General features: G+C 68.9%; 22 protein-coding genes. 5 read left to right on the forward strand and 17 right to left on the reverse strand.

Annotated features, from left to right (window positions below):
- Nucleotides 1-7: 7 nt before the first annotated feature.
- Nucleotides 8-655, reverse strand: coding sequence for a response regulator transcription factor (locus tag VHAB30_RS14540; protein ID WP_139703137.1), 648 nt, complete (start codon nucleotides 653-655; stop codon nucleotides 8-10).
- A gap of 78 nt (nucleotides 656-733) precedes the next feature.
- A complete protein-coding gene (locus VHAB30_RS14545) occupies nucleotides 734-1,234 on the reverse strand; it encodes a hypothetical protein (RefSeq protein ID WP_235926663.1) in 501 nt (166 codons plus the stop codon).
- Nucleotides 1,235-1,464: 230 nt separating this feature from the next.
- Here VHAB30_RS14545 and VHAB30_RS14550 point away from each other — a divergent pair, with 230 nt between their 5' ends.
- Nucleotides 1,465-3,126 carry a GMC family oxidoreductase gene (locus VHAB30_RS14550; RefSeq protein ID WP_159277488.1) on the forward strand — a complete coding sequence of 554 codons (1,662 nt, stop codon included), beginning with the start codon at nucleotides 1,465-1,467 and terminating at the stop codon, nucleotides 3,124-3,126.
- On the opposite strand, the gene VHAB30_RS14555 is transcribed toward VHAB30_RS14550, so the two are convergent.
- From VHAB30_RS14555 to VHAB30_RS14590, 8 genes are read right to left on the reverse strand one after another with little or no spacing between them, the layout of a single operon-like run.
- Complete coding sequence (locus VHAB30_RS14555) at nucleotides 3,092-4,120, reverse strand: LacI family DNA-binding transcriptional regulator (protein ID WP_159272412.1); 1,029 nt, start codon at nucleotides 4,118-4,120, stop codon at nucleotides 3,092-3,094. The genes VHAB30_RS14550 and VHAB30_RS14555 overlap by 35 nt on opposite strands.
- 1 nt (nucleotide 4,121) lies before the next feature.
- Entirely contained in the window at nucleotides 4,122-5,102 is a 981-nt protein-coding gene (locus tag VHAB30_RS14560) for a 2-hydroxyacid dehydrogenase (RefSeq protein WP_159277489.1), read from the reverse strand.
- Nucleotides 5,102-6,055 (reverse strand): sugar kinase, encoded by a 954-nt coding sequence (locus VHAB30_RS14565; RefSeq protein ID WP_062474731.1) that lies wholly within the window; start codon nucleotides 6,053-6,055, stop codon nucleotides 5,102-5,104. The genes VHAB30_RS14560 and VHAB30_RS14565 overlap by 1 nt, the downstream gene beginning before the upstream one ends.
- A 10-nt stretch (nucleotides 6,056-6,065) precedes the next feature.
- Nucleotides 6,066-6,809, reverse strand: a complete 744-nt coding sequence (locus VHAB30_RS14570; protein WP_159277490.1) for a sugar phosphate isomerase/epimerase family protein — start codon at nucleotides 6,807-6,809, stop codon at nucleotides 6,066-6,068.
- Nucleotides 6,809-7,564 carry an amino acid ABC transporter ATP-binding protein gene (locus VHAB30_RS14575; protein WP_056583293.1) on the reverse strand — a complete coding sequence of 252 codons (756 nt, stop codon included), beginning with the start codon at nucleotides 7,562-7,564 and terminating at the stop codon, nucleotides 6,809-6,811. The genes VHAB30_RS14570 and VHAB30_RS14575 overlap by 1 nt, the downstream gene beginning before the upstream one ends.
- 29 nt (nucleotides 7,565-7,593) lie before the next feature.
- A complete protein-coding gene (locus tag VHAB30_RS14580; protein ID WP_159277491.1) occupies nucleotides 7,594-8,391 on the reverse strand; it encodes a transporter substrate-binding domain-containing protein in 798 nt (265 codons plus the stop codon).
- Between the two features lie 56 nt (nucleotides 8,392-8,447).
- Nucleotides 8,448-9,101, reverse strand: coding sequence for an amino acid ABC transporter permease (locus tag VHAB30_RS14585; protein ID WP_062474720.1), 654 nt, complete (start codon nucleotides 9,099-9,101; stop codon nucleotides 8,448-8,450).
- Between the two features lie 27 nt (nucleotides 9,102-9,128).
- Nucleotides 9,129-9,800 (reverse strand): amino acid ABC transporter permease, encoded by a 672-nt coding sequence (locus VHAB30_RS14590; protein ID WP_062474717.1) that lies wholly within the window; start codon nucleotides 9,798-9,800, stop codon nucleotides 9,129-9,131.
- Nucleotides 9,801-9,935: 135 nt separating this feature from the next.
- Here VHAB30_RS14590 and VHAB30_RS14595 point away from each other — a divergent pair, with 135 nt between their 5' ends.
- Both VHAB30_RS14595 and VHAB30_RS14600 read left to right on the forward strand, forming a co-directional pair.
- Nucleotides 9,936-11,630 carry a magnesium transporter CorA family protein gene (locus VHAB30_RS14595; protein ID WP_159277492.1) on the forward strand — a complete coding sequence of 565 codons (1,695 nt, stop codon included), beginning with the start codon at nucleotides 9,936-9,938 and terminating at the stop codon, nucleotides 11,628-11,630.
- A gap of 300 nt (nucleotides 11,631-11,930) precedes the next feature.
- Complete coding sequence (locus tag VHAB30_RS14600; RefSeq protein WP_159277493.1) at nucleotides 11,931-12,677, forward strand: metallophosphoesterase family protein; 747 nt, start codon at nucleotides 11,931-11,933, stop codon at nucleotides 12,675-12,677.
- Between the two features lie 7 nt (nucleotides 12,678-12,684).
- On the opposite strand, the gene VHAB30_RS14605 is transcribed toward VHAB30_RS14600, so the two are convergent.
- Nucleotides 12,685-13,221 carry a cysteine hydrolase family protein gene (locus VHAB30_RS14605; RefSeq protein ID WP_159277494.1) on the reverse strand — a complete coding sequence of 179 codons (537 nt, stop codon included), beginning with the start codon at nucleotides 13,219-13,221 and terminating at the stop codon, nucleotides 12,685-12,687.
- Between the two features lie 154 nt (nucleotides 13,222-13,375).
- On the opposite strand from VHAB30_RS14605, the gene VHAB30_RS14610 reads away from it, so the two are divergent.
- Nucleotides 13,376-14,503, forward strand: coding sequence for an MBL fold metallo-hydrolase (locus VHAB30_RS14610; RefSeq protein WP_159277495.1), 1,128 nt, complete (start codon nucleotides 13,376-13,378; stop codon nucleotides 14,501-14,503).
- Nucleotides 14,504-14,618: 115 nt separating this feature from the next.
- Here VHAB30_RS14610 and VHAB30_RS14615 read toward each other — a convergent pair whose 3' ends face one another.
- The gene (locus tag VHAB30_RS14615; protein WP_159277496.1) at nucleotides 14,619-14,894 is read right to left on the reverse strand and encodes a hypothetical protein; all 276 of its coding nucleotides are present in this window, start codon (nucleotides 14,892-14,894) and stop codon (nucleotides 14,619-14,621) included.
- Between the two features lie 175 nt (nucleotides 14,895-15,069).
- On the opposite strand from VHAB30_RS14615, the gene VHAB30_RS14620 reads away from it, so the two are divergent.
- Entirely contained in the window at nucleotides 15,070-16,017 is a 948-nt protein-coding gene (locus VHAB30_RS14620) for an ABC transporter substrate-binding protein (RefSeq protein ID WP_216850718.1), read from the forward strand.
- A gap of 22 nt (nucleotides 16,018-16,039) precedes the next feature.
- On the opposite strand, the gene VHAB30_RS14625 is transcribed toward VHAB30_RS14620, so the two are convergent.
- From VHAB30_RS14625 to VHAB30_RS14645, 5 genes are all read right to left on the reverse strand, one after another.
- Entirely contained in the window at nucleotides 16,040-16,237 is a 198-nt protein-coding gene (locus VHAB30_RS14625) for a hypothetical protein (protein ID WP_225617000.1), read from the reverse strand.
- The gene (parC, locus tag VHAB30_RS14630) at nucleotides 16,237-18,633 is read right to left on the reverse strand and encodes a DNA topoisomerase IV subunit A (protein WP_095744758.1); all 2,397 of its coding nucleotides are present in this window, start codon (nucleotides 18,631-18,633) and stop codon (nucleotides 16,237-16,239) included. The genes VHAB30_RS14625 and parC overlap by 1 nt, the downstream gene beginning before the upstream one ends.
- A gap of 87 nt (nucleotides 18,634-18,720) precedes the next feature.
- Entirely contained in the window at nucleotides 18,721-19,656 is a 936-nt protein-coding gene (locus tag VHAB30_RS14635; RefSeq protein WP_159277498.1) for a lytic transglycosylase domain-containing protein, read from the reverse strand.
- Nucleotides 19,657-19,689: 33 nt separating this feature from the next.
- Nucleotides 19,690-21,678 carry a DNA topoisomerase IV subunit B gene (locus VHAB30_RS14640; protein ID WP_062474697.1) on the reverse strand — a complete coding sequence of 663 codons (1,989 nt, stop codon included), beginning with the start codon at nucleotides 21,676-21,678 and terminating at the stop codon, nucleotides 19,690-19,692.
- A 74-nt stretch (nucleotides 21,679-21,752) separates the two neighbouring features.
- Nucleotides 21,753-22,664, reverse strand: coding sequence for a LysR family transcriptional regulator (locus VHAB30_RS14645; protein ID WP_159277499.1), 912 nt, complete (start codon nucleotides 22,662-22,664; stop codon nucleotides 21,753-21,755).
- Nucleotides 22,665-22,711 lie beyond the last annotated feature (47 nt).

Genomic DNA, 22,711 nt, shown 5'->3' on the forward strand with positions numbered 1-22,711 from the left:
TGCGGCGCTAGCGCGGGCGCCCGAGCATCCCCGCGCGCCGCGCCGCGATCACGGCCTGCGTGCGGCTGGTCACGCCGAGCGCGCCGAAGATCGCCGAGATGTGCGCCTTGATCGTCTTCTCGCTGGTGGCCAGGCGCAGCGCGATCTCGGCGTTGCGCAGCCCTTCGCACAACAGCTGCAGCACCTCGGCCTGCCGCGCCGTGAGCGTGCTCAGCACGTCGGTGGGCGTCGACAGCACGGGCAGCGACGCACCGCCCGCCGGCGAGGCCTGCACCACGTTCTGCTCGCCCGCCATGACGCGGCGCAGCGCGTCCATGAGCTGCTGGCTGTCGGCCGACTTGTGCACGAAGCCCTGCGCGCCGGCGTCGAGCGCGGTGTCGATGTCCTGCGGGTCTTCGGAGGCCGACAGCACCAGGATGCGCAGGCCGCCGCGCCGACGGTGCAGCTCGGCCAGCAGCGCCGCGCCGCCGAGGTCGGGCAGGTAGTAGTCGGTCATCACCGCGTCGAGCCGGGGCAAGGTGGCGAGCGCCTCGAGCGCTTCGGCGCCGTTGCGGGCGGTGGCGACAGTCATCGTCGGCTCGGCTTCGCGCAGCGCGAGGAACAGGCCTTCGCGAAACATCGCGTGGTCGTCGATCAACAGGATGGTGGCGGGCATCCTTCGATTCTGGCGGCAACCGGCGTCGAACCCCACGGTTCCCCGTGGGCGCCGGAGGAAGCCCGCCGGGTATCGCCCTCAGCGGTCGGCGGGCGGACGGCGCGCCGCCGCCGTGCGCGAGCCCGGCCGGGGCGACATGCGCGATGCCACGCGACGGTGGCGCAGCACGCGCGAACCCCGGCGCCCTGGCGGTGCTGGCGTCGGTGCTTGCCGGTGGGCCTCGAAGCGCGCTTCCTTCTGCTTCAGGTAGTGCATGAGCACGTGCGACACCATGTTCAGCCCGAGGGTGCCGAACGCCGCCGGAAAGATGTACAGCGCGATCGACAGCTCCGACGAGAAGACGAGGTCGTCCGCCAGCGAGGGCGTGGCCTGCGCCAGCCGCGCCAGTGCGCGCAGCAGGAAGATGTCCGCGCCCGCCAGCGCGATCAGGAGCAGGCCGAAGGCCAGCACGGTGGTCTTGGAGAACTCGCGCCGCACGAACAGCGTGACGAAGATCGCGGCAGGCAGCACCAGCGAGCACAGCACCAGCGCCCAGAAGCGGACCTCGGTGAATATCGTCGCGTCTGAAAGCAGGTGCATGGGCAGAGCGTTGAAAGGCGGGCGCGGGGTCGACCGCTCCGAAGGCGCATTGGGCCACGGGCGGCGCGTTGCAATTTGTCCGCTGGGTGAAGCCGCAGTAAAGCCCCGGGGTGCGCTCACGGCAGGGGAAACCCGCTGGGCCCGAACCCGGGGTCGCTGGCCACAATGCCGGTGCGCGCATCGGCGCTTCGGCGCCCCCCAACATCCAACGACAAGAAGGACCAGATGCCATGGCGGAATTCGACTACGTGATCGTGGGCGGCGGCTCGGGCGGCGCCACACTGGCCTCGCGCCTGAGCGAGGACCCGTCGGTGACGGTCTGCCTCATCGAGGCCGGCGGCGACGGCCGCGGCATCCTCGTGCGGGCGCCGGCCGCCGTGGTCGCGATGCTGCCGGGCCGTCCGCGCATCAACAACTACGCCTACCAGACCGTGCCGCAGCCCGGCCTGAACGGGCGGCGCGGCTACCAGCCGCGCGGGCGCTGCCTGGGCGGCTCCAGCGCGATCAACGCCATGCTCTACGTGCGCGGCCACCGCGAGGACTACGACGACTGGGCACGTTCAGGCTGCGCCGGCTGGAGCTTCGACGAGGTGCTGCCGCACTTCCTGCGCGCCGAAGGCAACCAGCGCGGCGCCAGCGCGCTGCACGGCGCCGACGGGCCGCTGCAGGTGTCGGAGCAGCAAAGCCCGCGCGCCATCAGCGAGGCCTTCGTGCGCGCCGCCGCCGAGTGCGGCATTGCGCGCAACGACGACTTCAACGGCCCCGAACAGGAAGGCGCGGGGCTCTACCAGGTCACGCAGTTCCACGGCGGCGCGAAGAACGGCGAGCGCTGCTCGGCCGCCGCGGCCTACCTGCACCCGGTGATGGACCAGCGCCCCAACCTCTCGGTAATGACCGGCACGCAGGCCCTGCGCGTGGTGCTCGAAGACCGGCGCGCGGTGGGCGTCGAGGTGCGGCGCGGCGGCAACGTCGAAACCATTCGCGCGCGCCGCGAGGTGGCGCTGTGCGGCGGCGCCTTCAACTCGCCGCAGCTGCTGATGCTCTCGGGCATCGGCGACCCCGACGAACTCGCGCGCCACGGCATCGAAGTGCGGCATGCGCTGCGCGGCGTGGGGCAGAACCTGCAGGACCACTGCGACTTCATCGTCGCCTACAAGTCCAAGCAGACCGACATGTTCGGCATCGGCCCGGTCGGCGGGCTGCACCTGCTGAAGGCCATCGGCCAGTGGCGCCGCGACGGCACGGGCCTGGTCGCCACGCCGTTCGCGGAAGGCGGCGCCTTCATCAAGTCGTCGCCCGAGCTGCGCCGGCCCGACCTGCAGCTGCACTTCGTGATCGCGATCACCGACGACCATGCGCGCAAGCTGCATGCGGGCTTCGGCTTCTCATGCCATGTGTGCGTGCTGCGCCCCAAGGGCCGGGGCGACGTGCGGCTGAACGACGCCAGCCCCGACTCGGCGCCGCGCATCGACCCGCGCTTCCTGGCCGACCCGGAAGACATGGCATTGCTGCTGCAGGGCGTGAAGAAGACGCGCGAGATCATGCGCGCGCCCGCGCTCGAAAAATACCGCCACCGCGAGGTCTACACCGCCGACGCCCACACCGACGCGCAGCTCGAAGAGCACATCCGCGCGCGCGCCGACACCATCTACCACCCGGTGGGCACCTGCAAGATGGGCGTGGATGCGATGGCGGTGGTCGACCCGCAACTGCGCGTGCACGGCATCGCGGGCCTGCGCGTGGTCGATGCCTCGGTGATGCCGACGCTGATCGGCGGCAACACCAACGCGCCGACGATCATGATCGCGGAGCGCGCGGCCGGCTGGATGCGCGGGCCGGCCTCCTTCGCGGCATCCGCTACGGCAGTGCCGTCGATGAGCCTCGCACCATGAGTTCACCGGGCAGCAGCAGCTGACGCGGCGCCGCGTCGAGCCCACGCAGGCGCTCGATGAGGCAGGTGGCCGCCGCGCGGCCGATCTCGTCGGTCGGCTGCGCCACGGTGCTCAGACCCGGACCGATGAGCGACGCCCATTCGGGATCGTCGAAGCCCACGAAGCCCAGGTCGGCGCCGAAGCGCCAGTCGAGCCGCGCCATGGCCTGCGCCACGCGCAGCGTGACCACGGCATTGCCCGCGACCACCGCCGCGCGGCGACCGCGCTTGGCGCGCTGGCGCAGTGCGCGCAAGGCGTCGTCGAGCGCGTCGTTCTCGCCCTCGACCGATTCGAAGACCTCGCCCGCCACGCGCGGCTCGTGCGCGGCCACGCAGGCCCCGAAGGCGGCCGTGCGCTCGCGCCGCGAGCTCACGCCCTTCTGCGGCTCGGTGACGTACAGCAGCTCGCGATAGCCGCCTTCGACCAGGTGGCCGCAGGTGTCGCGCATGGCGGCGTGGTTGTCGAGCGAGACGAAGTCGGTGTGCATGCCCGTGTGCCGGCGGTCGACCAGCACCGCCGGCTTGCCGTGCAGCGTGACCGCATCGACCACGTTGCTGCCGCGTCCCAGCGTGTTGAGGATGAAGCCGTCGACCTGGTAGCCCGCGAGCGCATTGATGGCCTCGCGCTCGCGTTCGCTCTCGTTGCCGAGGTTGAACAGCATCACGAGGTAGCCCGCGTCCTGGCAGGCCTTCTCGGCGCCGCGCAGCACGGCCACCGAGTACGGGTTGGTGATGTCGGCCACGATCAGGCCGATGAGCCGCGAGCGGCCGTGGCTCAGCGCCTGCGCCATCGGGCTGGGCGAGTACGCGAGCTTGGCGATGGCGGCCTCGACGCGCGCGGCGATGTCGGGACTCAGCAGGCGCTCGCGGTGGTTCAAAAAGCGCGAGACGGTGGCCTTGGAGACGCCCGCGGCTTCGGCGACGTCGGCGATGGTGGCACGGCCTGTGGGCTTCATGTCAGGCCGCGGCGGTGTCGTAGGGGGCCGTGGGCTTCTGGCCGGCCAGCACCTGCAGCAGGTTGGTCGTGGCCAGCTCGGCCATCGCATGCCGCGTCTCGTGCGTGGCCGAGCCGATGTGCGGCAGCGGCGTGACACGCGGGTGCGTGCGCAGCGGCGACTCGGCCGGCAGCGGCTCCTTCGCGAACACGTCGAGGCCGGCGGCGCGCAAGGTACCGTGGTCCAGCGCGTCGAGCAGCGCGGCTTCGTTCACGGTGGCGCCACGGCCGCCGTTGATGAACGACGCGCCCGGCTTCATGCGCGCGAAGAAGGCGGCGTCGATCATGCCGCGCGTGGCGTCGGTCAGCGGCAGCATCGCGAGCACGATGTCGGCGCGCGCGAGCAGGTCGTCCAGCGGCGTGTGCGTGGCGCGGCCTTGCAGCTCGGGCGCCTGCGCGGCCAGGTCGACCGGGCGGCGCGCGTGGTAGAGCACCGGCATGCCGAAGCCCAGCGCGGCGCGGCGCGCCACGGCCTGGCCGATGCGCCCGAAACCGAGGATGCCCAGCGTCTTGCCGTGCACGTCGGTGCCGAAGAATTCCTCGCCGATGTTCTTGGTCCAGCGGCCTTCGCGCACCATCGTCGACAGCTCGACCACGCGGCGCTGCGTGGCCATGAGGATCGCGAACACCGTGTCGGCCACCGTCTCGGTGAGCACGTCGGGCGTGTGGCACAGCACGATGCCGCGGCGGTGCAGCTCGGCCAGCGGGTAGTTGTCGACGCCGACCGACACGCTCGAAATCACTTCGAGCTGCGGCGCCGCATCCAGCAGCGCAGCGTCGACGTTGTAGCTCGAACCGATCAGCCCGTTCGCGGTGGCAAGCGCGGCGGCAAAGGCCTCGGGCGCCTTGCGCGGATCGGCCACGGTGACGTGGTGCACCGCCTGCAGCCGCGCCAGCTGGTCTTCGGGCAGCGCCCGGAACACCAGCACATTCTTCTTGGTCATCACAGTCCCGCTTCTTCGAGTTGCGCCCGCGTCGGCAGGCCTTCGGTGTCGCCGAGCACCTGCACGGCGCGCGCGCCGATCCAGGCGCCGCGGCGCACCGCGTCGGGCACGCTGCGGCCTTCGAGCAGCGCGCTCACCACGCCGGCCGCAAAGCCGTCGCCCGCGCCCACGGTGTCGATCACTTCCTTCACCGGGAAGCCGTCGACATGGCCGGTGCCGGCCACGTCGCTGTCGTAGTAGGCGCCGGCCGCGCCGAGCTTGACGACGACCAGCTTCGCGCCGCGCTCGCGGTAGAACTTTGCCACGTCTTCGGGCTTGTCGTGGCCCGTGAGCAGCAGGCCCTCTTCGATGCCGGGCAGCACCCAGTCGGCGCGCGACGCGAGTTCGTTCACCCAGTGGCGCATCGTCTCGGTGGACGACCACAGCGTGGGCCGCAGGTTGGTGTCGAACGAGATGGTGCGGCCGGCCGCGCGCATCACGTCCATCGACTTGAGCGCGGCCTGCAGGCTGGTCTCGGAGATGGCGGCGAACACGCCGGTGGCGTGCAGGTGGCGCGCCGAGCGCAGCCAGGCTTCGTCGACGTCGGCCGGGCCCATGTGGCTGGCGGCCGAGCCCTTGCGGTGGTATTCGATCGGCGGGTCGCTGCCGTCGGTGACGCGGCCCTTGAACTGGAAGCCGGTGCGCTGCGTCGCGTCGGTGATCACGTGCGAGCAGTCGATGCCTTCGGCGCGCATCGCTGCCAGCAGCGCACGGCCCATGGAGTCGGTGCCCAGGCGGCTGGCCCAGCCCACCTTCAGGCCCAGGCGCGACAGGCCGATGGCCACGTTGGTCTCGGCGCCGGCGGTGCGCTTGTGGAACGCCTCTGCGTCTTCCAGCGGGCCGGGCCGGTCGGCCACGAGCAGCAGCATGGCTTCGCCGAACAGCGCGACGTCGAAGGCGGTGGGTTGCGTCATGTGTGTGTTCCTACGCCCGTGCGGCGCGGATGAAGTCGATCTGCGTGCGGGTGACGGCCAGCAGGTCGTCGCCCACCAGAGGGTATTCGATGGCGTGGGGCACGTCGGCCGGCAGTGCACGCAGCACCGCGCGCCACGGCGCGACCGAGTCGCCCAGCGGCACCGCCACCCACTTGTGCGGCAGGCGCTGCGCGCCCTTGCAATGCACGTAGCGCACGCGTTGGCCGAGCGCCTGCGCGGCCTGCAGCGGGCACTCGCCGAGCCAGTGCCAGTTGCCCATGTCGAAGGTCATGCCCAGCGGCACGCCGGCGCGGTCGGCCACGTCGAAGAAAGTCTGCAGCGCGGCCAACGTGCCGGCGCGCGCCGTCTGGTCGTTTTCGATCAGCAGCTCGACGCGGGTCTCGGCCAGCGCGACCTTCAGGCCCCAGAGCGAGCCGTGCGACGAGGGCTGGAAATCGCCGATGGCCATCTTGAGCCGCTTCGCGCCCACGCGCGTGGCGGCGGCGATGCCGCGTTGCAGCGCAGCGCTGTCGAGCCAGCCGCCTTCGGCCCACAGGCCCTCGGGGCTGGAGTACACGGAAGCCAGGCCGTTGAGCGCAGGCAGTTCGGCGTCGGCGTCGCGCAGCATTTCGCCGCGCACTTCCACCGAGTCGGCACCGGCCGCGCGCGAGAGTTGCGAGCACCAGAGCTGGCCGTGCCGCCCCACCTCGGCCGCACCGAAGGACGACAGAGAAATCAGGACTTCGAAGGCCATCAGTGGGCTTGGTGCGAGCTGAGAATTTGCCCGAGGAACTGGCGCGTGCGCTCGTCCTTGGGGTTGCCGAAGAACTCCTGCGGCGGTGCCTGCTCGACGATCTTGCCGTCGGCCATGAAGATCACGCGGTCGGCCACGCTGCGAGCAAAGCCCATTTCGTGCGTCACGCACAGCATGGTCATGCCGTCTTCGGCCAGGCCGATCATGGTGTCGAGCACTTCCTTGACCATCTCGGGGTCGAGCGCGGAGGTGGGCTCGTCGAACAGCATGATCTTGGGCGACATGCACAGCGCGCGCGCAATGGCCACGCGCTGCTGCTGGCCGCCCGAGAGCTGGCTCGGGTACTTCTTCGCCTGCTCGGGAATGCGCACGCGCGTGAGGTACTTCATGGCCACCTCTTCCGCCTGCGCCTTGGTCATGCCGCGCGAGCGCATCGGCGCCAGCGTGCAGTTCTCCAGGATGGTGAGGTGCGGGAACAGGTTGAACTGCTGGAACACCATGCCGACTTCGGCACGCACCGCGTCCACGTTCTTGCCGCCGGCCGTGAGGTCGATGCCGTCGACCACGATGCGGCCCTTTTGCACCGTCTCGAGCCGGTTGATGCAGCGGATGAGCGTGGACTTGCCCGAGCCCGAGGGCCCGCAGATCACGATGCGCTCGCCCTGGCGCACCGACAGGTCGATGCCGGTCAACACCTGGAATTCACCGTACCACTTGTTGACCGCTTCCATGCGGATGATCGATTCCGTCGTCATGCCAGGATTCCTTCTTCAGCCACGGGGGCTCACTGCATCTTGGGCAGGTCGGCCTGCAGCCACTTTTGATAGAGCTTGTTCAGCTCGCCATTGGCGGTGTTCTTCTGCACGAATTCGTTCACGGCCTTGTGCAGCTCTTCCTGGCCCGGACGCATCGCGATGCCCATCGACTGCTGCACCAGCGTGAACTTGTTTTCGAAGGTGTTGGCCGGCACGCGCTTGGCGATCTGCGCCGCCACGGTGACCGAGCAGCCAATGGCATCGACCTGGCCCGAGATCAGCGCCTGCATGGCCGAGGCGTCGTCGTCGAAGCGGCGGATCTCGGTGCCTTCGGGTGCGGCCTTGGTCACGGCCACGTCTTGCGTCGAGGCGCGGGCCACGCCCACGCGCAGGCCCTTCAGGTCGCCTGCTGCCTTGATGGAGGTCTTGGTCGCGCCGTACAGCACGATGGTCGCGGCCGCGTAGGGCTGCGAGAACTGCACCTGCTTGGCGCGCTCGGGCGTGACGGCCAGCGAAGCCACCAGCAGGTCGACCTTGTTGGTCAACAGGAACGGAATGCGGTTCGGGCCCGTGACCGGCACGATGTTGGCCTTGACGCCCCAGTCTTTCGCCAGCAGCTTGGCCACGTCGGCGTCGTAGCCGTCGGGCTGGTTCTTCGCGTCGGTGGTGCCGTAGGGAGGGAAGTCGACCAGCATGCCGATGGTGATCTCGCCCTTCTTCTTGATGTCGGCCATGCTTTGTGCCGAAGCGAAGGGAGCGAACACGGTCAGCGCGGCGCCGAGGCCCAGGGCTGCGATGGCAGCGCGGCGGGTGGTGGTAACGGTCATTGGATGTGTCTCCTGAATAAAGAAAGGAAGCGACGAGAAAGGAAAAGCGAAAAGGGTCAACGTGCGAGCGCCTGGGCGCGCTTGCGCTCCATGCGCGCCGCCAGCAGCGACAGCGGCCAGCAGATCACGAAGTAGATGGCGGCCACCACCGAGAACACGATGAGCGGCTGGAAGGTGGCGTTGTTGACGATCTGCCCGGCGCGCGTGACCTCGACGAAACCGATGATGGCCGCGAGCGACGTGCCCTTGATGATCTGCACCAGGTAGCCCACCGTGGGCGCCAGCGCGATCTTGAAGGCCTGCGGCAGCACCACGTCGCGCATGCGTGCCACGTAGTGCAGGTTCAGCGCCTGCGCCGCCTCCCACTGGCCGCGCGGAATGGCCTGGATGCAGCCGCGCCAGATTTCGCCCAGGAAGGCCGCGCTGTTCAGCACCAGCGCCACGCCCGCGGCGACCCACGGGTTGATGTCCAGCCCCAGCACCGGCGCGCCGAAGAACACCAGGAACAGCTGCAGCAGCAGCGGCGTGCCCTGGAAGATCTGGATGAAGGTGGTCGACACGGCGCGCGCCCACGTCGATTCCGACGTGCGCATCAGCGCGATGAGCAGCCCCAGGATGGCGCCGCCCACGAAGGCGATGGCCGACAGCGCCAGCGTCCACTGGGCCGCTTCGAGGATGAAAAGGAATTCGGGAAAACCGAAGGTGCGCATGGTGTGTGCTCCGTCCGTCGTGGTCAGTTACCGGCGGTCCGGGTAGTTGAGCGTGCGCTTGTAGATCAGCTTGAACATGGCCGAGAAGGCCAGCGCCAGCGCGAGGTAGATGGCCGCGACCACGATGTAGATCTCGAAGCTGCGGAAGGTCTGTGACTGCAGGTTGGCGGCCACCGAGGTCAGGTCGTCGGCCGAGATGACCGACACCACGGCCGAGCTCAGCATCAGCAAAATGAACTGGCTCGTGAGCGCCGGGTAGATCGCCTTCAGTGCGGGCTTGATGATCACGAAGCGGAAGATCTCCCAGGGCTTGAGGTTGAGCGCGCGGCCCGCCTCGATCTGGCCCTTGGGAATCGACTCGATGCCCGCGCGGATGATCTCCGTGGCGTAGGCGCCCAGGTTCACCACCATCGCCACCAGCGCGGCCGTCTGCGGCGACCAGCGCAGGCCGATGGCCGGCAGTGCGAAGAAGAAGAAAAACAGCTGCACGAGGAACGGCGTGTTGCGGATCACCTCGATGTAGGCATTGACGATGAAGCGCAGCCAGCCCGGCCCCGAGGTCTTGCCCCAGGCACAGAAGATGGCCACCACCAGCCCCAGCAAGGTGGCGGTGAGCGAGAGCTGCACCGTGATCCACGTGCCCTTGAGCAGCAGCGGCCAGGCGGCAAAGACGGCGTCGAATTGGAACTGGTAGTTCATGGCGGAGCGTGCACGGCCAAGCCGTGCGCAGACCCTGAAAGGAATGCTTGCAGCTTAAATGAAACCGGTTTCAGACCTAGCTAGGGATTCCCCTAGGTGGGCGTTTTGCCCTACCCGCCTGCCTACACTGGCGCGATGCCGAACCCCCACGCGGACCCCACTTCTTCCCCGGCAGGCACCCCGGCCACCGGCCCCGTCGTGCAGCATTTCCGGCAGGCGCTGCTCTGGCCCTTGCGCCTCGTGCCGGCGCCCGGCGCGGCGCCCACGCACCACGGCCCCTGGCACGTGCTGCGCGACTTGGGCGAGGCCTCGCCCTGGCGCGAGGAGGTCGACGAATACACCGGCGAGAGCGGCCGCTTCCACGAGCGCCACTACAACGAGTTCGTGAGCTTCCTGCCCTACGTGCAGCGCTTCCTGTACGGCGAAGGCCGATCGCGCGGCAGCACCGACGCCGCGGACAGCGACGGCGACTCGCCGATGCGCGTGTTCCGCCGCCGCGACATCGCGGCCGTGCGGCTGGTGGCCCACCCCGGCGAGGCGCCGATCACGCTCGACGTGATTCACTGCGACCTGTACTTCTTCTTCGACATCGACGTGGTGCTGCTCAACCTCGAGGTCGGCACCGACCACCTGAGCCTGGCGCAGGCGCAGGACATCCTCTACCGCTTCGGCCGCGCCTACCCTTCGGGCTGGGAGCCCGACGGCGCCGCCCTGCACTGCATGGCCAGCGTCGAGTGGCTGGACGCCGATGGCCGCGTGCTCGCCGCCTCCGACGCGCAGCAGCGCGACGCCTTCCTGTCGCACGTGGCCCAGCACCGCGCACCGCGCATCGCCGCGCACTGGGCCTACCTGATGCAGCCGCTGGTGAGCGACCATTCGGACGACCCCGGCGTGCTGCGCTACCGCCAGATCGAGTACTACCGCATGCCGGTGATGGCCTATCTGTCGCTGGACGATCCGCGCCGCCTCACGCGCGACGACTTCGTGCGGCTCGCGCTGGTCACCGGCGCGGGCGGCGCCGATGCCCACCTGCCCTATGCCGAGCACCACCTGGCCGACTTCGAGCACAAGTACTGCTACGACCGCTTCTGGGTGAACACGGGCGCGGCGCCTAACACGCGCTACCTGTGCAACGGCCACGCCCTCATCGTGGTGGGCGACGCGCGCTCCGAGTTCTTCTGCTGCCGCGACCGCGGCGTGCTCGCGCAGTTCAGGCACCAGCACTTCCTGCTGTTCCTCATCGCGCATTTCCAGAAGGCCTCGCTGCTGATGTTCTCGGACCAGCTGGTCGAAGCGCTCAAGAAGCTCGACATCCGCAGCACGCCGAGCGTGAAGCAGTTCAAGCGCGCCATCCGCGCGAGCTTCGAGCGCTTTCTTCGCTTCACGCACCGCTATTGGTTCCACGAGATTTCGGAGCAGGCGCAGGTGCGCGCCCTCTCGCACATGTGCGCCGCACACCTCGGGCTCGACCCGCTGTACGACGAGGTCAAGTCGCGCATCGCCGACATGAACACCTACCTCGATGCCGACAGCCTGCGCCGGCAGGCCAGCACCGTGGTGCGGCTCACGGTGGTCACGCTGTTCGGCCTCATCGGCACCGTCACCACCGGCTTCCTCGGCATGAACCTGCTGGCCGAAGCCGACGCGCCGCTGTGGCGCAAGGCGATCTGGTTCGGCGTGGTGTTCGTGTTCACCACCTGGCTCACGATCTACACGATGGTGAAGTCGCAGCGGCTGTCGGACTTCATCGATGCGCTGTCGAACGACCGGCTGAGTTTTCGGGGCAAGCTGGCGGCGTTGGCGCGGGTGTGGCGGGCGGGGGCGGACTGAAGGGTTTTGTTCGGGGCGACGCTCCCGCCGACGCGGTACCTTGCTCCGCGAATGTCCCCCGGGGCTTCGCCCCTCCTCCTTGATTTCGCTGCGCAAGGCACCGCGTCGACGTGAGCGTTGGGCAGTGCAGTCGTTGATCGGCGAGCACCTGCAGCGCGTCCCGTGCGCAGGACACTGGGTGCTTCCCGCAGCGAAATCAAGGAGGAGACCGCAGGCCGGGGGACATTCGCGGAGGGAAGTACCCGGTGGCCTGCGCAAGCACCCCGAACTAAGATCACCGCCCTCACAAAGAAGCCACGCATGCGCATCGCCCTCGTCTCCGACATCCACGGAAACCTCCCCGCACTGAAAGCCGTCGTCGAAGACATCGCACGCCGCAAGGTGGATGCCACCGTCAACCTCGGCGACAGCCTCTCAGGCCCACTGATGCCGCTGGAGACTGCGCAGTTCCTGATGGCGCAGGACTGGGCCCAACTCGCCGGCAATCACGAACGGCAACTGCTCACGTTGCCGACCTCCGGCCAGCGCGGCGAGTCCGACGCCTTCGCACACGCCCGACTCGGCGAGGCAGAGTTCGCATGGATCGCCTCGCTCACGCCACGCCTGCGCTTGAGCCCCGAGGTGCTGCTGTGCCACGGCACGCCCGACAGCGACCTCACCTACTTCCTCGAAACGGTCGAGCCCACGCAACTGCGCATGGCCACTGCGGCAGAGATCGATGCGCGTCTCGGCACTGTGGAAGCCGGCACGGAACTGGTCGCCTGCGGCCACACGCACCTGCCGCGCGTGATGCGCGCATCCAACGGCACCTTGATCGTCAACCCGGGCAGCGTCGGCCTGCAGGCCTATGGCGACGAGCATCCGTACCCGCACAACGTGGAGACCGGTTCGCCCGATGCGCGCTACGCGCTGGTCGAACGACACCACGGACAGTGGACCTGCACGCTGCTCACCGTGCCCTACGACCACGCCGCCATGGCGGCACTGGCTGCTGCCAATGGGCGTGCGGACTGGGCCCACGCACTGGCCACCGGGCACATGCCCTAGCGCCAGATCAATCGCCGAAAGCGATGTCCGCGCTGTCGACCGCGCGGATCGGCACGCCGAAGCTCGTGATGGCCGACAGCGTCGCGTTGTGGTGCGCGCGGATGAAGGCGCCCTTGGCATGCGGCTTGTCGTGCGAGGTGTGGGCGTCGGCCGCCAGCACCACCTCGTAGCCCAGCGCGGCGGCGCGGCGCACGGTGGTGTCCACGCAGAACTCCGACGAATAACCGCAGACCACCACGCGCCGAACGCCCTGCCCCGACAGCCAGGCTTCGAGCGGCGTGCGCAGGAACGAATCGGGCGTGGTCTTGCGCAGGCGCGCGTCGGCCGGTGTCACCTGCAAGGCATCGGCCAGCTGCCAGCGCTCGGAATCGAATTCCAGGTCGATGGCGTTCTCGTGCTGGACGAAGGCCACCGGCACGCCGGCCGCGCGGGCCCGTGCCGTGAGCGCGTTGATGCGGCCGATGACTGCTTCAGCCTCGTACGGCCGGGGCGGATCGTCGCAAAGGCCGCGCTGCATGTCGATGACGAGGATGGCAGTTTTCATGGCGATGAAGGGCTGAAGCCGTGGATCGCCGCAGTATGCCGCCGGCCCGCGGATTGCCCCCGCTCGCCGAATGTTTCTGTCGCTGAAACCATTGAAAAGCCAACTCCCGCTAGTCTCGCGCCTCAAGACCAACACACACGCAGAGGGCTTTCCCATGGCTGACGAATCGGATTCGCAAGGCGCTTACTTACCCCGGCTGCTGCGCCGCAGCGCGGTGCTCGCCACGGCGGGCTGCGCGTTCGTGGCCGGCTGCAGCAGCGCCGGCGGCGGGGAGACGCGCTACGAGAACTCGCCGCAGTTCAAGGGCCGCGTGTTCCAGAACATGCCCAACCCCGAGCTGCAGCCCGCCGCCAGCACCTGGCGCATCTGGTCGCGCTTCATCGTCGGCAGCAAGGTCGACACCGTGCCGGTCGACCCCATTCCGGTGCGCGCCCTGACGCCCCAGGCGCTCGACGCGCTCGCGGCCGACGCCAACCATGTGGTGCGCCTGGGCCACTCGTCGCACCTGCTGAAGCTCAAGGGCAAGTACTGGCTCATCGACCCCGTGTTCAGCGAGCGCGTCTCGCCCTTCACCTGGGTCGGGCCGAAGCGCTTTCACAAGCCGCCGATCCAGCTGGAGCAGCTGCCGCCGATCGAGGCCGTGATCCTCTCGCACGACCACTACGACCACCTCGACGTCGCCACCATCGAGTACCTGGCCACGCGCGTGCAGCGCTACTTCGTCCCGCTGGGCGTGCGCGCCCGGCTCGTCGAGATGGGCGTGCCCGCCGAGCGCGTGACCGAGCTCGACTGGTGGCAGGGCGGCGAGCACGCGGGCGTGAAGCTCACCGCCACGCCCGCGCAGCATTTCTCGGGCCGCGCGGTCACGCTGACCGACCGCGACCGCACGCTGTGGGCCTCGTGGGTGGTGCAAAGCGGCGACCAGCGCATCTTCTACAGCGGCGACTCGGGCTACTTCCCCGGCTTCAAGCAGATCGGCGAACGTTTCGGCGGCTTCGACCTGGCGCTGATGGAAAACGGCGCCTACGACGCCTACTGGCCCGGCGTGCACATGACGCCCGAGCAGAGTGTGCAGGCCTTCGAAGACCTGCGCGGCAAGGTGCTCTATTCGGTGCACAACAGCACGTTCGACCTGGCCTTCCACACCTGGCACGACCCGCTGGACCGCATCGCCGACCTGGCGCAGGCGAAGAAGATCGACCTGGCCACGCCGGTGATCGGCGAAGTGCTCACGGTGGGCCAGGCGCGCACCAACGTGCGTTGGTGGGCCGGGCTGAAGTAAGGAGCGCACCGTCCGCGCGGCGGTGTGTATTTCAAATGTTGCTCGCCACTTTTGGAAGGTTTACAGACAGTTAACCAGCGGCCGGTTCAATCGCCGTGTCGCCGCGACGAATCCCTCACCGGACGCCGATCGCGGACGACACCGTCATCTGCAAGGCAGCAGCCACAGGGAGCAAGGTGATCACAAGAAGAACCGGCAAGAAAGGAGGCGGCATTCCCGCCATCTCGACGCGCGCCCCGAGGCGCCGCCTGGCGCGCATCGCCAGGGGTTTCGCCACGGGGCGCGTGCTGGCATCGATCGCGGGCGCACGGGCCGTCGCACCCTCGATGCGCCGCACATCGGCCTGATCGTCAGCGACCCGGGCAACCCCTTCTTCCTCCAGGTCTGACACTGCTGCCGCCCACGCTGCTGACCCGCGACAACATCGGCACCGACCGGGGCCGGCAGGTCCGTCCATTCCCCCACGCTTGCCCCGCAGATCGCGGATGCGAGGCGGTGCGGAACATGTCATCATCCCCACCCCTTCACCGGCCCCCTCTCGCAACGAGGCCCTCGCACCCATGCCCATGAAACGTCCCTGGCGCACCTGGCTGCTGGCCCTCCTCCTCGCCGTGGGCCCCGTGGGCAGCGCGCTCGCGACACATGCCAACCATGGCAAAGGCCCGCGCGTCGGCGTGCTCGTGAGCGACCTGCGCAACCCCTTCTTTGCCTACATCGCGCGCGCAGTGGAAAGCACGCTGGCCGCAGACAGTCGCAACGCGGCGCACATCACGGTCGTGTCGAGCGGGTTCGATCCGCAGCGGCAGGACGAACAGCTCAAGGAAATGATCCGCCAGCGCGTGCAGCTGGTGATCGTGACGCCGGTCGATTCGACCACCCTGCACGCCCGCGTCACGGAGGCGCGCGCCGCCGGCATCAAGGTGGTGGCGGTCGATGCGCTCGTGCAAGGCGCGGACGCGGCCGTGGTGACCGACAGCCGCGCGGCCGGCAGGCTCTCTTGCGAACACCTGGTGCGCACGCTCGGCGGCAAGGGCGAAGTGGCGATCATCGACGGCCCGCCGAACACGGCCGCGGTGGGCCGCGTCAACGGCTGCCGCGAGGCATTGAACGCCGCACCCGGCGTGCGCGTCGTGTCGATGGCGCTCAATGGCGGCGCCACCAAGGACGGCGGCGTCGAACAGATGACGCGGCTGCTCGCGCGCCATCCGAAGCTGTCGGGCGTGTTCGCGATCAACGACCTGTGCGGCATCGGCGCGGAACTGGCGGCCCAGGTCGCGGGCCGGCGCGACATCGTCATCACGGCGATGGACGGTTCGCCGGAGGTGGCGCAGCGGCTGCAGGACCCGGTCACCTTGATCGTCGGCAGCGCCACGCAGTCGCCCACGTTGATGGGCCAGCGGGCGGCCCAGATCGGGCTGAAGCTCCTGAAGGGCCAGCCCCCGGCGCAGCGCGTGCTGCTGTTGCCGTCCAAGCTCGTGACGCGCGAGAACGTCGACGGCTACGGGGGCTGGTGAGCCAGCCGCTCGGCCTGCCTGCCTACTTGCCTTCCTGCTCGCGCCGCTCGCGTGCGCGACGCACCTGGCGCGTCTCGTTGGCCTGCGCGATGGCGCGGTCTTTCGCGCGCCGCTTGCCCTGGCGCTTCTCGCGCATGCGGCGCCCCAGGATGTAGCTGCCGAAGCCCGTGACCACGGCGAGGATCACGCCGAGGATGCTGATGTCGATGCCGCCCAGCATCAGAGCACCCGCACCACGCTCGCCGGCGTGAATCCGAGGTCTGCCACCTTGCCCTTGCGCGCGCGGGCACCCATCGCGTTGTTGAGCGAGCGGATCTCGAGCGTTTCTTCGCGCTCCTTGCCGCCGCGGGCGACGCCTTCGATCCGCACGCTGCGCGTGTAGGCCACCGCACCGGCCAGCGATTCCTTGGCCTCCAGGTCGATCAGCATCAGGCCGCGTCCGCCCTTGGGCAGGCTCTTGAGCTCGGCGATGTCGAAGGTCAGGATGCGCTTGCCGCTCGAGGCGCAGGCCACGTGCGTGGCGGCCGGCATCGGCTCGGCGCCGCTCGCGCCACCCACCAACGACGGCCGGCACAGTTGCTCGCCCTCGCCCACGTCGATGAAGGCCTTGCCGCCGCGCTGGCGCGACATCATGTTCTCGATGGTGGCCATGAAGCCGTAGCCGCCGGTGTTGGCCAGCAGCAGGCAGGCACCCACCGGGCCCGCGAAGAAATGCGTGACGTGCGTGCCGGCATCGAGCTCGATGAGCGTGGTGACGGGCTGGCCGTCGCCGCGCGCGCCGGGCAGCGAGGCCACGGGCACGGTGTAGACGCGCACGCTCTTGTCCTTGGCGCTGCCGAAGACCAGCAGCGTGTCGACGCTGCGGCATTCGAAGGCGCCGTAGAGCGTGTCGCCCGACTTGAAGCTGTACTCGGGCGCGGTGCCCCCGTTGCCGGCGGCCTTCTCGCTGGCCCAGCCCTTCTGCGCGCGCACCCAGCCCTTCTGCGACACGATCACGGTGACGGGCTCGTCGACCACCTTCACTTCGGCCACGGCGCGCTTCTCGGCCTGGATGAGCGTGCGGCGCGGGTCTTCGAAGGTCTTGGCGTCGGCTTCGATTTCCTTCACCAGCAGGCGGCGCAGCGTGGCCGGGCTGGAGAGGATGTCTTCGAGCTTCTTCTGCTCGTCGCGCAGACCGGCCAGTTCCTGCTCGATCTTGATGGCCTCGAGCCGCGCGAGTTGGCGCAGCCGGATTTCAAGGATGTCCTCGGCCTGGCGTTCGCTGAGGTTGAAGCGCGCGATGAGCGCCGCCTTCGGGTCTTCCGCCGCGCGGATGATGGCAATGACCTCGTCGATGTTCAACAGCACCAGCTGCCGGCCTTCGAGGATGTGGATGCGGTCCTGCACCTTGTCCAGGCGATGGCGCGAGCGCCGCTCGACGGTGATCTCGCGGAACGCGATCCACTCGTTGAGCATCTGGCGCAGCGACTTCTGCGTGGGCTTGCCGTCGATGCCGACCATCGTGAGGTTGATCGACGACGAGGTCTCGAGCGAGGTCTGCGCCAGCAGCGTGGTCACGAACTCGTCCTGGCTGATGCGCGAGGTCTTGGGTTCGAACACCAGGCGCACGGCGGCGTCCTTGCTCGATTCGTCGCGCACCACGTCGAGCACGGACAGCATCGCGGCCTTGAGCTGGGTCTGGTCGGCGCTCAGCGCCTTCTTGCCGGCCTTGACCTTCGGGTTGGTGATTTCCTCGATTTCCTCGAGCACCTTCTGCGTGCTCACGCCCGGCGGCAGTTCGTTGACCACGAGCTGCCACTGGCCGCGCGCGAGGTCTTCGATCTTCCAGCGCGCGCGCACCTTGAGCGAGCCGCGGCCGGTGCGGTAGGCGTCGGCGATGTCGCTCGCGCTGCTGATGATCTGCGCGCCGCCCGGGTAGTCGGGGCCGGGCACGAGGGCGAAGAGTTCTTCTTCGCTGAGCTTGCCGTTGGACTTGATCAGCGCCACGCAGGCGTCGGCGATCTCGCGCAGGTTGTGGCTCGGGATTTCGGTGGCCAGGCCCACGGCGATGCCGCTGGCGCCGTTGAGCAGCGTGAACGGCAGCCGCGCGGGCAGCAGGCGCGGCTCTTCGGTGCTGCCGTCGTAGTTGGGAATGAAGTCGACCGTGCCTTCGTCGATCTCGTCGAGCAAGAGGCTGGTGATGCGTGCCAGGCGCGCTTCGGTGTAGCGCATGGCCGCGGCGCCGTCGCCGTCGCGGCTGCCGAAGTTGCCCTGGCCATCGACCAGCGGATAGCGCTGCGAGAAGTCTTGCGCCATGCGCACCAGCGCGTCGTACGCGGCCTGGTCGCTGTGCGGATGGAAGCGGCCGAGCACGTCGCCGACCACGCGTGCGCTCTTCACGGGCTTGGCGCCCACGGTGCCGTTGGTGCCGCCGAAGCCCAGGCCCATGCGCGACATCGAGTACAGGATGCGCCGCTGCACCGGCTTCTGGCCGTCGGACACATCGGGCAGCGCGCGGCCCTTGACCACGCTCAGGGCGTATTCGAGGTAGGCGGTCTGCGCGTAGTCGGCCAGCGTGAGGGTGGTGTCGCCGTCGGTGGGGCCTGCAAGGTCGAGCGGAGGTTGAGAGTCGTCCATGAAGAAGAGAGAAAGAAAAACAGTGACGGGCGGCGTGCGTTCGCGCTCAGCCCAAAATGAAAGTGGGGTGCATGGCGGCCTGCGGGATCACGACAGCGGCGACGGCGGCGAAGCGTCGCCCGGCTCCGCCGCGCTGGTGGGCACGTCGGACGGCTCGGGAATATCGGGCATGGTCGGCACGTTGCGCGGCGACTCGGACGGCATGTTGCCGCGCCCGATCGCGCCGCCCTTGGGCACCGACATTTCCATGCGGATGCGCCCGGGCGTCCTGCCACCACTGCTGCCGCTTCCGCTGCGCAGGTTGCCGCCCGCGGTCACGGCCGAGGGCTTGAGGTACGCATACAGCTGCAGCACGGTCTGCACGTAGTTCTGCGTTTCCTTGTAGTTCGGGATCTTGTTGCCCGCGCGCTGCACCGCGCCCTCGCCCGCGTTGTATGCGGCCAGCGCAAGCTCGATCTGGCCCGGGAACATCGCGATCAGGTCGCGCAGGTAGCGCGAGCCGGCGGCGATGTTGATGTGCGGGTCGAACAGCTTTTTCTCGATCGTGCCGCGCTTGTCCGTCGCCACGCCGTAGCGCTGCGCGGTGGCCGGCATGAGCTGCATGAGCCCCATCGCGCCCTTGGGCGAGACAGCCTTGGCATCGAAGCCCGACTCGGTGGCGACCAGCGCCTGCAGCAGCTCGTAGTCGATGGCGTGCTTGCTCGACGCGTCGCGCAGCGCCGCCTTGGCGGTCTTGTAGCCGGGCGAGGCCTCGAACATGGCGAGCAGGTTCTGCGACGCCGGCGACACCTTGCCGTCGAGCCGGCGGTTGATGCTGCCGCGGCCCATCGGTGACAGGCCCTTGGCGGTGTCGAAGCTCTGGCCGCCCTGGAAGAAGAGCTTGTAGCGCTCGTCGACCTTCTCGGCCGCGAAATGCGCCACGCCGTTGCTGTCGATGTAGCCGTAGATGTCGGTCGCGTGCGCGAGCCCCTGCTGCATGCACAGCAGAAGGGCCAACCACAGCGAACGCTTGAAAACCGACATGCGTGTGAGAAGAAGGAAAGAAAAAGGAAACTGTCAGACGTCGATGTCGACGTCGTCTGCGCGCAATTCCATGAGCTCGCGCCGCGCCGCCGCTTCGCCCTTGCCCATCAGCTTGGTGATCTCGCCCTGGGTGGACGAAAAATCGAACCGCCCCAATTGGACCTTCATCAGGCGACGGGTGTCCGGATTGAGCGTGGTTTCCCACAATTGTTCCGCGCTCATTTCGCCCAGGCCCTTGAAGCGGCTGATGCTCCAGGCGCCTTCGCGCACGCCATCCTTGCGCAATTTGTCGAGCGTGGCGGTCAGTTCGCCCTCGTCCAGCGCATAGACCTTGGAGGCCGGCTTCTTGCCGCGCGCGGGCGCATCGACCCGGAACAATGGCGGCTTTGCGACATAGACGTGGCCGGCTTCGATGAGCTTGGGAAAGTGCCGGAAGAACAGCGTGAGCAGCAGCACCTGGATGTGCGAGCCGTCCACGTCGGCATCCGACAGGATGCAGATCTTGCCGTAGCGCAGCCCGCTCATGTCGGGCGTGTCGGCGGGGCCGTGCGGATCGACGCCCACGGCCACCGAGATGTCGTGGATTTCGGTGTTGGCGAACAGCCGGTCGCGCTCGACTTCCCAGGTGTTGAGCACCTTGCCGCGCAGCGGCAGGATGGCCTGGCTTTCCTTGTCGCGGCCCATCTTGGCGCTGCCGCCGGCGGAGTCGCCCTCGACCAGGAAGACCTCGTTGTGGCTGATGTCCTTGCTCTCGCAGTCGGTCAGCTTGCCGGGCAGCACGGCGACGCCGGAGCCCTTGCGCTTCTCGACCTTCTGGCCGGCGCGCTGGCGGGTCTGGGCGGCCTTGATGGCCAGCTCGGCCAGTTTCTTGCCGTAGTCGACGTGCTGGTTGAGCCACAGCTCGAGCGTGGGGCGCACGAAGCTGGACACCAGGCGCACGGCGTCGCGCGAATTCAGGCGCTCCTTGATCTGGCCCTGGAACTGCGGGTCGAGCACCTTGGCGCTGAGCACGTACGAGGCGCGCGCGAACACGTCTTCGGGCAGGAGCTTCACGCCCTTGGGCAGCAGCGAGTGCAGCTCGATGAAGCTCTTCACCGCGTTGAACAGGCCGTCGCGCAGGCCGCTTTCGTGCGTGCCGCCAGCGCTGGTGGGAATCAGGTTGACGTAGCTCTCGCGCACCGGCTGGCCGTCTTCGGTGAAGGCCACGCACCAGTCGGCGCCCTCGCCTTCGGCGAAGTTGTCGGCGTTCTTGTCGGCATGGCCGCTGCCCTCGAACAGCGGAATGACCGGGTCGCCGTTGAGCGTCTGCATGAGGTAGTCGCTCAGGCCGCCCTTGTAGAGCCACTGCTGGCTTTCGCCGGTCTTCTCGACGGCCAGCGTGACGCTCACGCCGGGCATCAGCACGGCCTTGCTGCGCAGCAGGTGGGTGAGTTCGCCCATGGGCAGCGCGGCGGTCTCGAAGTACTTGGCGTCGGGCCAGGCGCGCACGGTGGTGCCCTGCTTGCGTTCGCCGGCCTCGAGCTTGCGGATTTCGAGCGCCTCGATCACATCGCCGGCGCTGAAGGCCAGCTTGGCGACCGAGCCTTCACGGTGCGAGCTGACTTCGAGGCGCTTGGACAGCGCGTTGGTCACCGACACGCCCACGCCGTGCAGGCCGCCCGAGAAGCTGTAGGCGCCGCCCGAGCCCTTGTCGAACTTGCCGCCGGCGTGCAGCCGGGTGTAGACCAGCTCGATCACGGGGGCCTTTTCCTCGGGGTGCAGGCCGAAGGGAATGCCGCGGCCGTCGTCCTCGACGCTGACCGAGCCGTCGGTGTGCAGCGTGACCTTGATCTTCTTGCCGTAGCCCGCCAGCGCTTCGTCGGCGGCGTTGTCGAGCACTTCCTGGATGATGTGCAGGGGGTTGTCGGTCCGGGTGTACATGCCCGGGCGCTGCTTCACGGGCTCGAGGCCCTTGAGCACGCGGATGGAGCCTTCCGAATAGCCGGAAGCGGAGTCTGAAGATGTCTTAGGGGAAGTCGCCATGGGGGCGGATTGTAGTCAGTTGGGTTGAAATGACTGGATACCCATACAGGCACCGGCTTCGGTCTTTTCGCACATCAGGCGTGAGTTTCTGCGGGCGGACCGAACATCCGCGCGCCCAGGAAATCGATGAACGCGCGCAGCTTGGGCGACGGATGGCGCCCCGAAGGCCACAGCACGCGGAACGCGATGGTACGGGGCCGCAGCAGGTGGTCGGCCAGTACGGGCTGCAGCGCCCCCTCGGCCAGCGCGGCGCGCACGCTGAAGTCGGGCAGGCAGGCGATGCCGCGCCCGCGCAGGGCAAAGCACAGCCGGGTCTCGATGTTGTTGCAGATCATCGAGACCGGCGGGCGCACCTCGACGCCGTCGGGCCCGGGCGCGAGCGGCCAGACCTCGACCTTGCCGGTCGCCGGGTAGCGGTAGTGCAGGCAGGCGTGGCGGGCCAGGTCCTCCGGCGAGGCGGGCGTGCCGTGGCGCGCCAGGTACGCGGGCGAAGCCACGAGCAGCTGCGAGAACTCGCCGAGCTGGCGCGACGACAGCCGTGAATCCGCCGGCTCGCCGGTGCGCACCACGGCGTCGAAGCCTTCCTCGATGACGTCGACGAGCCGGTCGCTGAAATCGAGGTCGAGCTCGATCGCCGGGTAGGCGGCCATGAAGTCGGCCAGCACCGGCAGCACCAGCGAACTGACCAGCGGCAGGCTCACGCGCAGGCGCCCGCGCGGCGCCTCGGCGGCATGCGACAGCTCCTGCTCGGCGGCCTCGATCTCGGCCAGCACGCGGCGGCTGCGCGCCAGGAACAGCGCGCCCTCGGCGGTGAGCGTGATGCTGCGCGTGCTGCGGTGGAACAGGCGCACGCCCAGCCGCTCCTCGAGCCGCGCCACGCGCTTGCCCACGGCCGAGGCCGACACGCCGAGCGCGCGCCCGGCCGCGACGAAGCTGCGGGTTTCGGCGACCTGAACGAAGACGGCAAAGCCGCTGAGGCTGTCCATGAGGATTCTCCATTGCGGACTTCAACGTCCGCATTGAGCGGAACTGT

Source organism: Variovorax boronicumulans (assembly GCF_009811375.1).
GTDB classification, from domain to species: Bacteria; Pseudomonadota; Gammaproteobacteria; order Burkholderiales; family Burkholderiaceae_C; genus Variovorax; species Variovorax boronicumulans.

Coding starts and splice junctions, on each gene's coding strand:
- VHAB30_RS14540 (WP_139703137.1), bottom strand. CDS start 655: ATGCCCGCCACCATCCTGTTGATCGACGACCACGCGATGTTTCGCGAA.
- VHAB30_RS14545 (WP_235926663.1), bottom strand. CDS start 1,234: ATGCACCTGCTTTCAGACGCGACGATATTCACCGAGGTCCGCTTCTGG.
- VHAB30_RS14550 (WP_159277488.1), top strand. CDS start 1,465: ATGGCGGAATTCGACTACGTGATCGTGGGCGGCGGCTCGGGCGGCGCC.
- VHAB30_RS14555 (WP_159272412.1), bottom strand. CDS start 4,120: ATGAAGCCCACAGGCCGTGCCACCATCGCCGACGTCGCCGAAGCCGCG.
- VHAB30_RS14560 (WP_159277489.1), bottom strand. CDS start 5,102: ATGACCAAGAAGAATGTGCTGGTGTTCCGGGCGCTGCCCGAAGACCAG.
- VHAB30_RS14565 (WP_062474731.1), bottom strand. CDS start 6,055: ATGACGCAACCCACCGCCTTCGACGTCGCGCTGTTCGGCGAAGCCATG.
- VHAB30_RS14570 (WP_159277490.1), bottom strand. CDS start 6,809: ATGGCCTTCGAAGTCCTGATTTCTCTGTCGTCCTTCGGTGCGGCCGAG.
- VHAB30_RS14575 (WP_056583293.1), bottom strand. CDS start 7,564: ATGACGACGGAATCGATCATCCGCATGGAAGCGGTCAACAAGTGGTAC.
- VHAB30_RS14580 (WP_159277491.1), bottom strand. CDS start 8,391: ATGACCGTTACCACCACCCGCCGCGCTGCCATCGCAGCCCTGGGCCTC.
- VHAB30_RS14585 (WP_062474720.1), bottom strand. CDS start 9,101: ATGCGCACCTTCGGTTTTCCCGAATTCCTTTTCATCCTCGAAGCGGCC.
- VHAB30_RS14590 (WP_062474717.1), bottom strand. CDS start 9,800: ATGAACTACCAGTTCCAATTCGACGCCGTCTTTGCCGCCTGGCCGCTG.
- VHAB30_RS14595 (WP_159277492.1), top strand. CDS start 9,936: ATGCCGAACCCCCACGCGGACCCCACTTCTTCCCCGGCAGGCACCCCG.
- VHAB30_RS14600 (WP_159277493.1), top strand. CDS start 11,931: ATGCGCATCGCCCTCGTCTCCGACATCCACGGAAACCTCCCCGCACTG.
- VHAB30_RS14605 (WP_159277494.1), bottom strand. CDS start 13,221: ATGAAAACTGCCATCCTCGTCATCGACATGCAGCGCGGCCTTTGCGAC.
- VHAB30_RS14610 (WP_159277495.1), top strand. CDS start 13,376: ATGGCTGACGAATCGGATTCGCAAGGCGCTTACTTACCCCGGCTGCTG.
- VHAB30_RS14620 (WP_216850718.1), top strand. CDS start 15,070: ATGAAACGTCCCTGGCGCACCTGGCTGCTGGCCCTCCTCCTCGCCGTG.
- VHAB30_RS14625 (WP_225617000.1), bottom strand. CDS start 16,237: ATGCTGGGCGGCATCGACATCAGCATCCTCGGCGTGATCCTCGCCGTG.
- parC (WP_095744758.1), bottom strand. CDS start 18,633: ATGGACGACTCTCAACCTCCGCTCGACCTTGCAGGCCCCACCGACGGC.
- VHAB30_RS14635 (WP_159277498.1), bottom strand. CDS start 19,656: ATGTCGGTTTTCAAGCGTTCGCTGTGGTTGGCCCTTCTGCTGTGCATG.
- VHAB30_RS14640 (WP_062474697.1), bottom strand. CDS start 21,678: ATGGCGACTTCCCCTAAGACATCTTCAGACTCCGCTTCCGGCTATTCG.
- VHAB30_RS14645 (WP_159277499.1), bottom strand. CDS start 22,664: ATGGACAGCCTCAGCGGCTTTGCCGTCTTCGTTCAGGTCGCCGAAACC.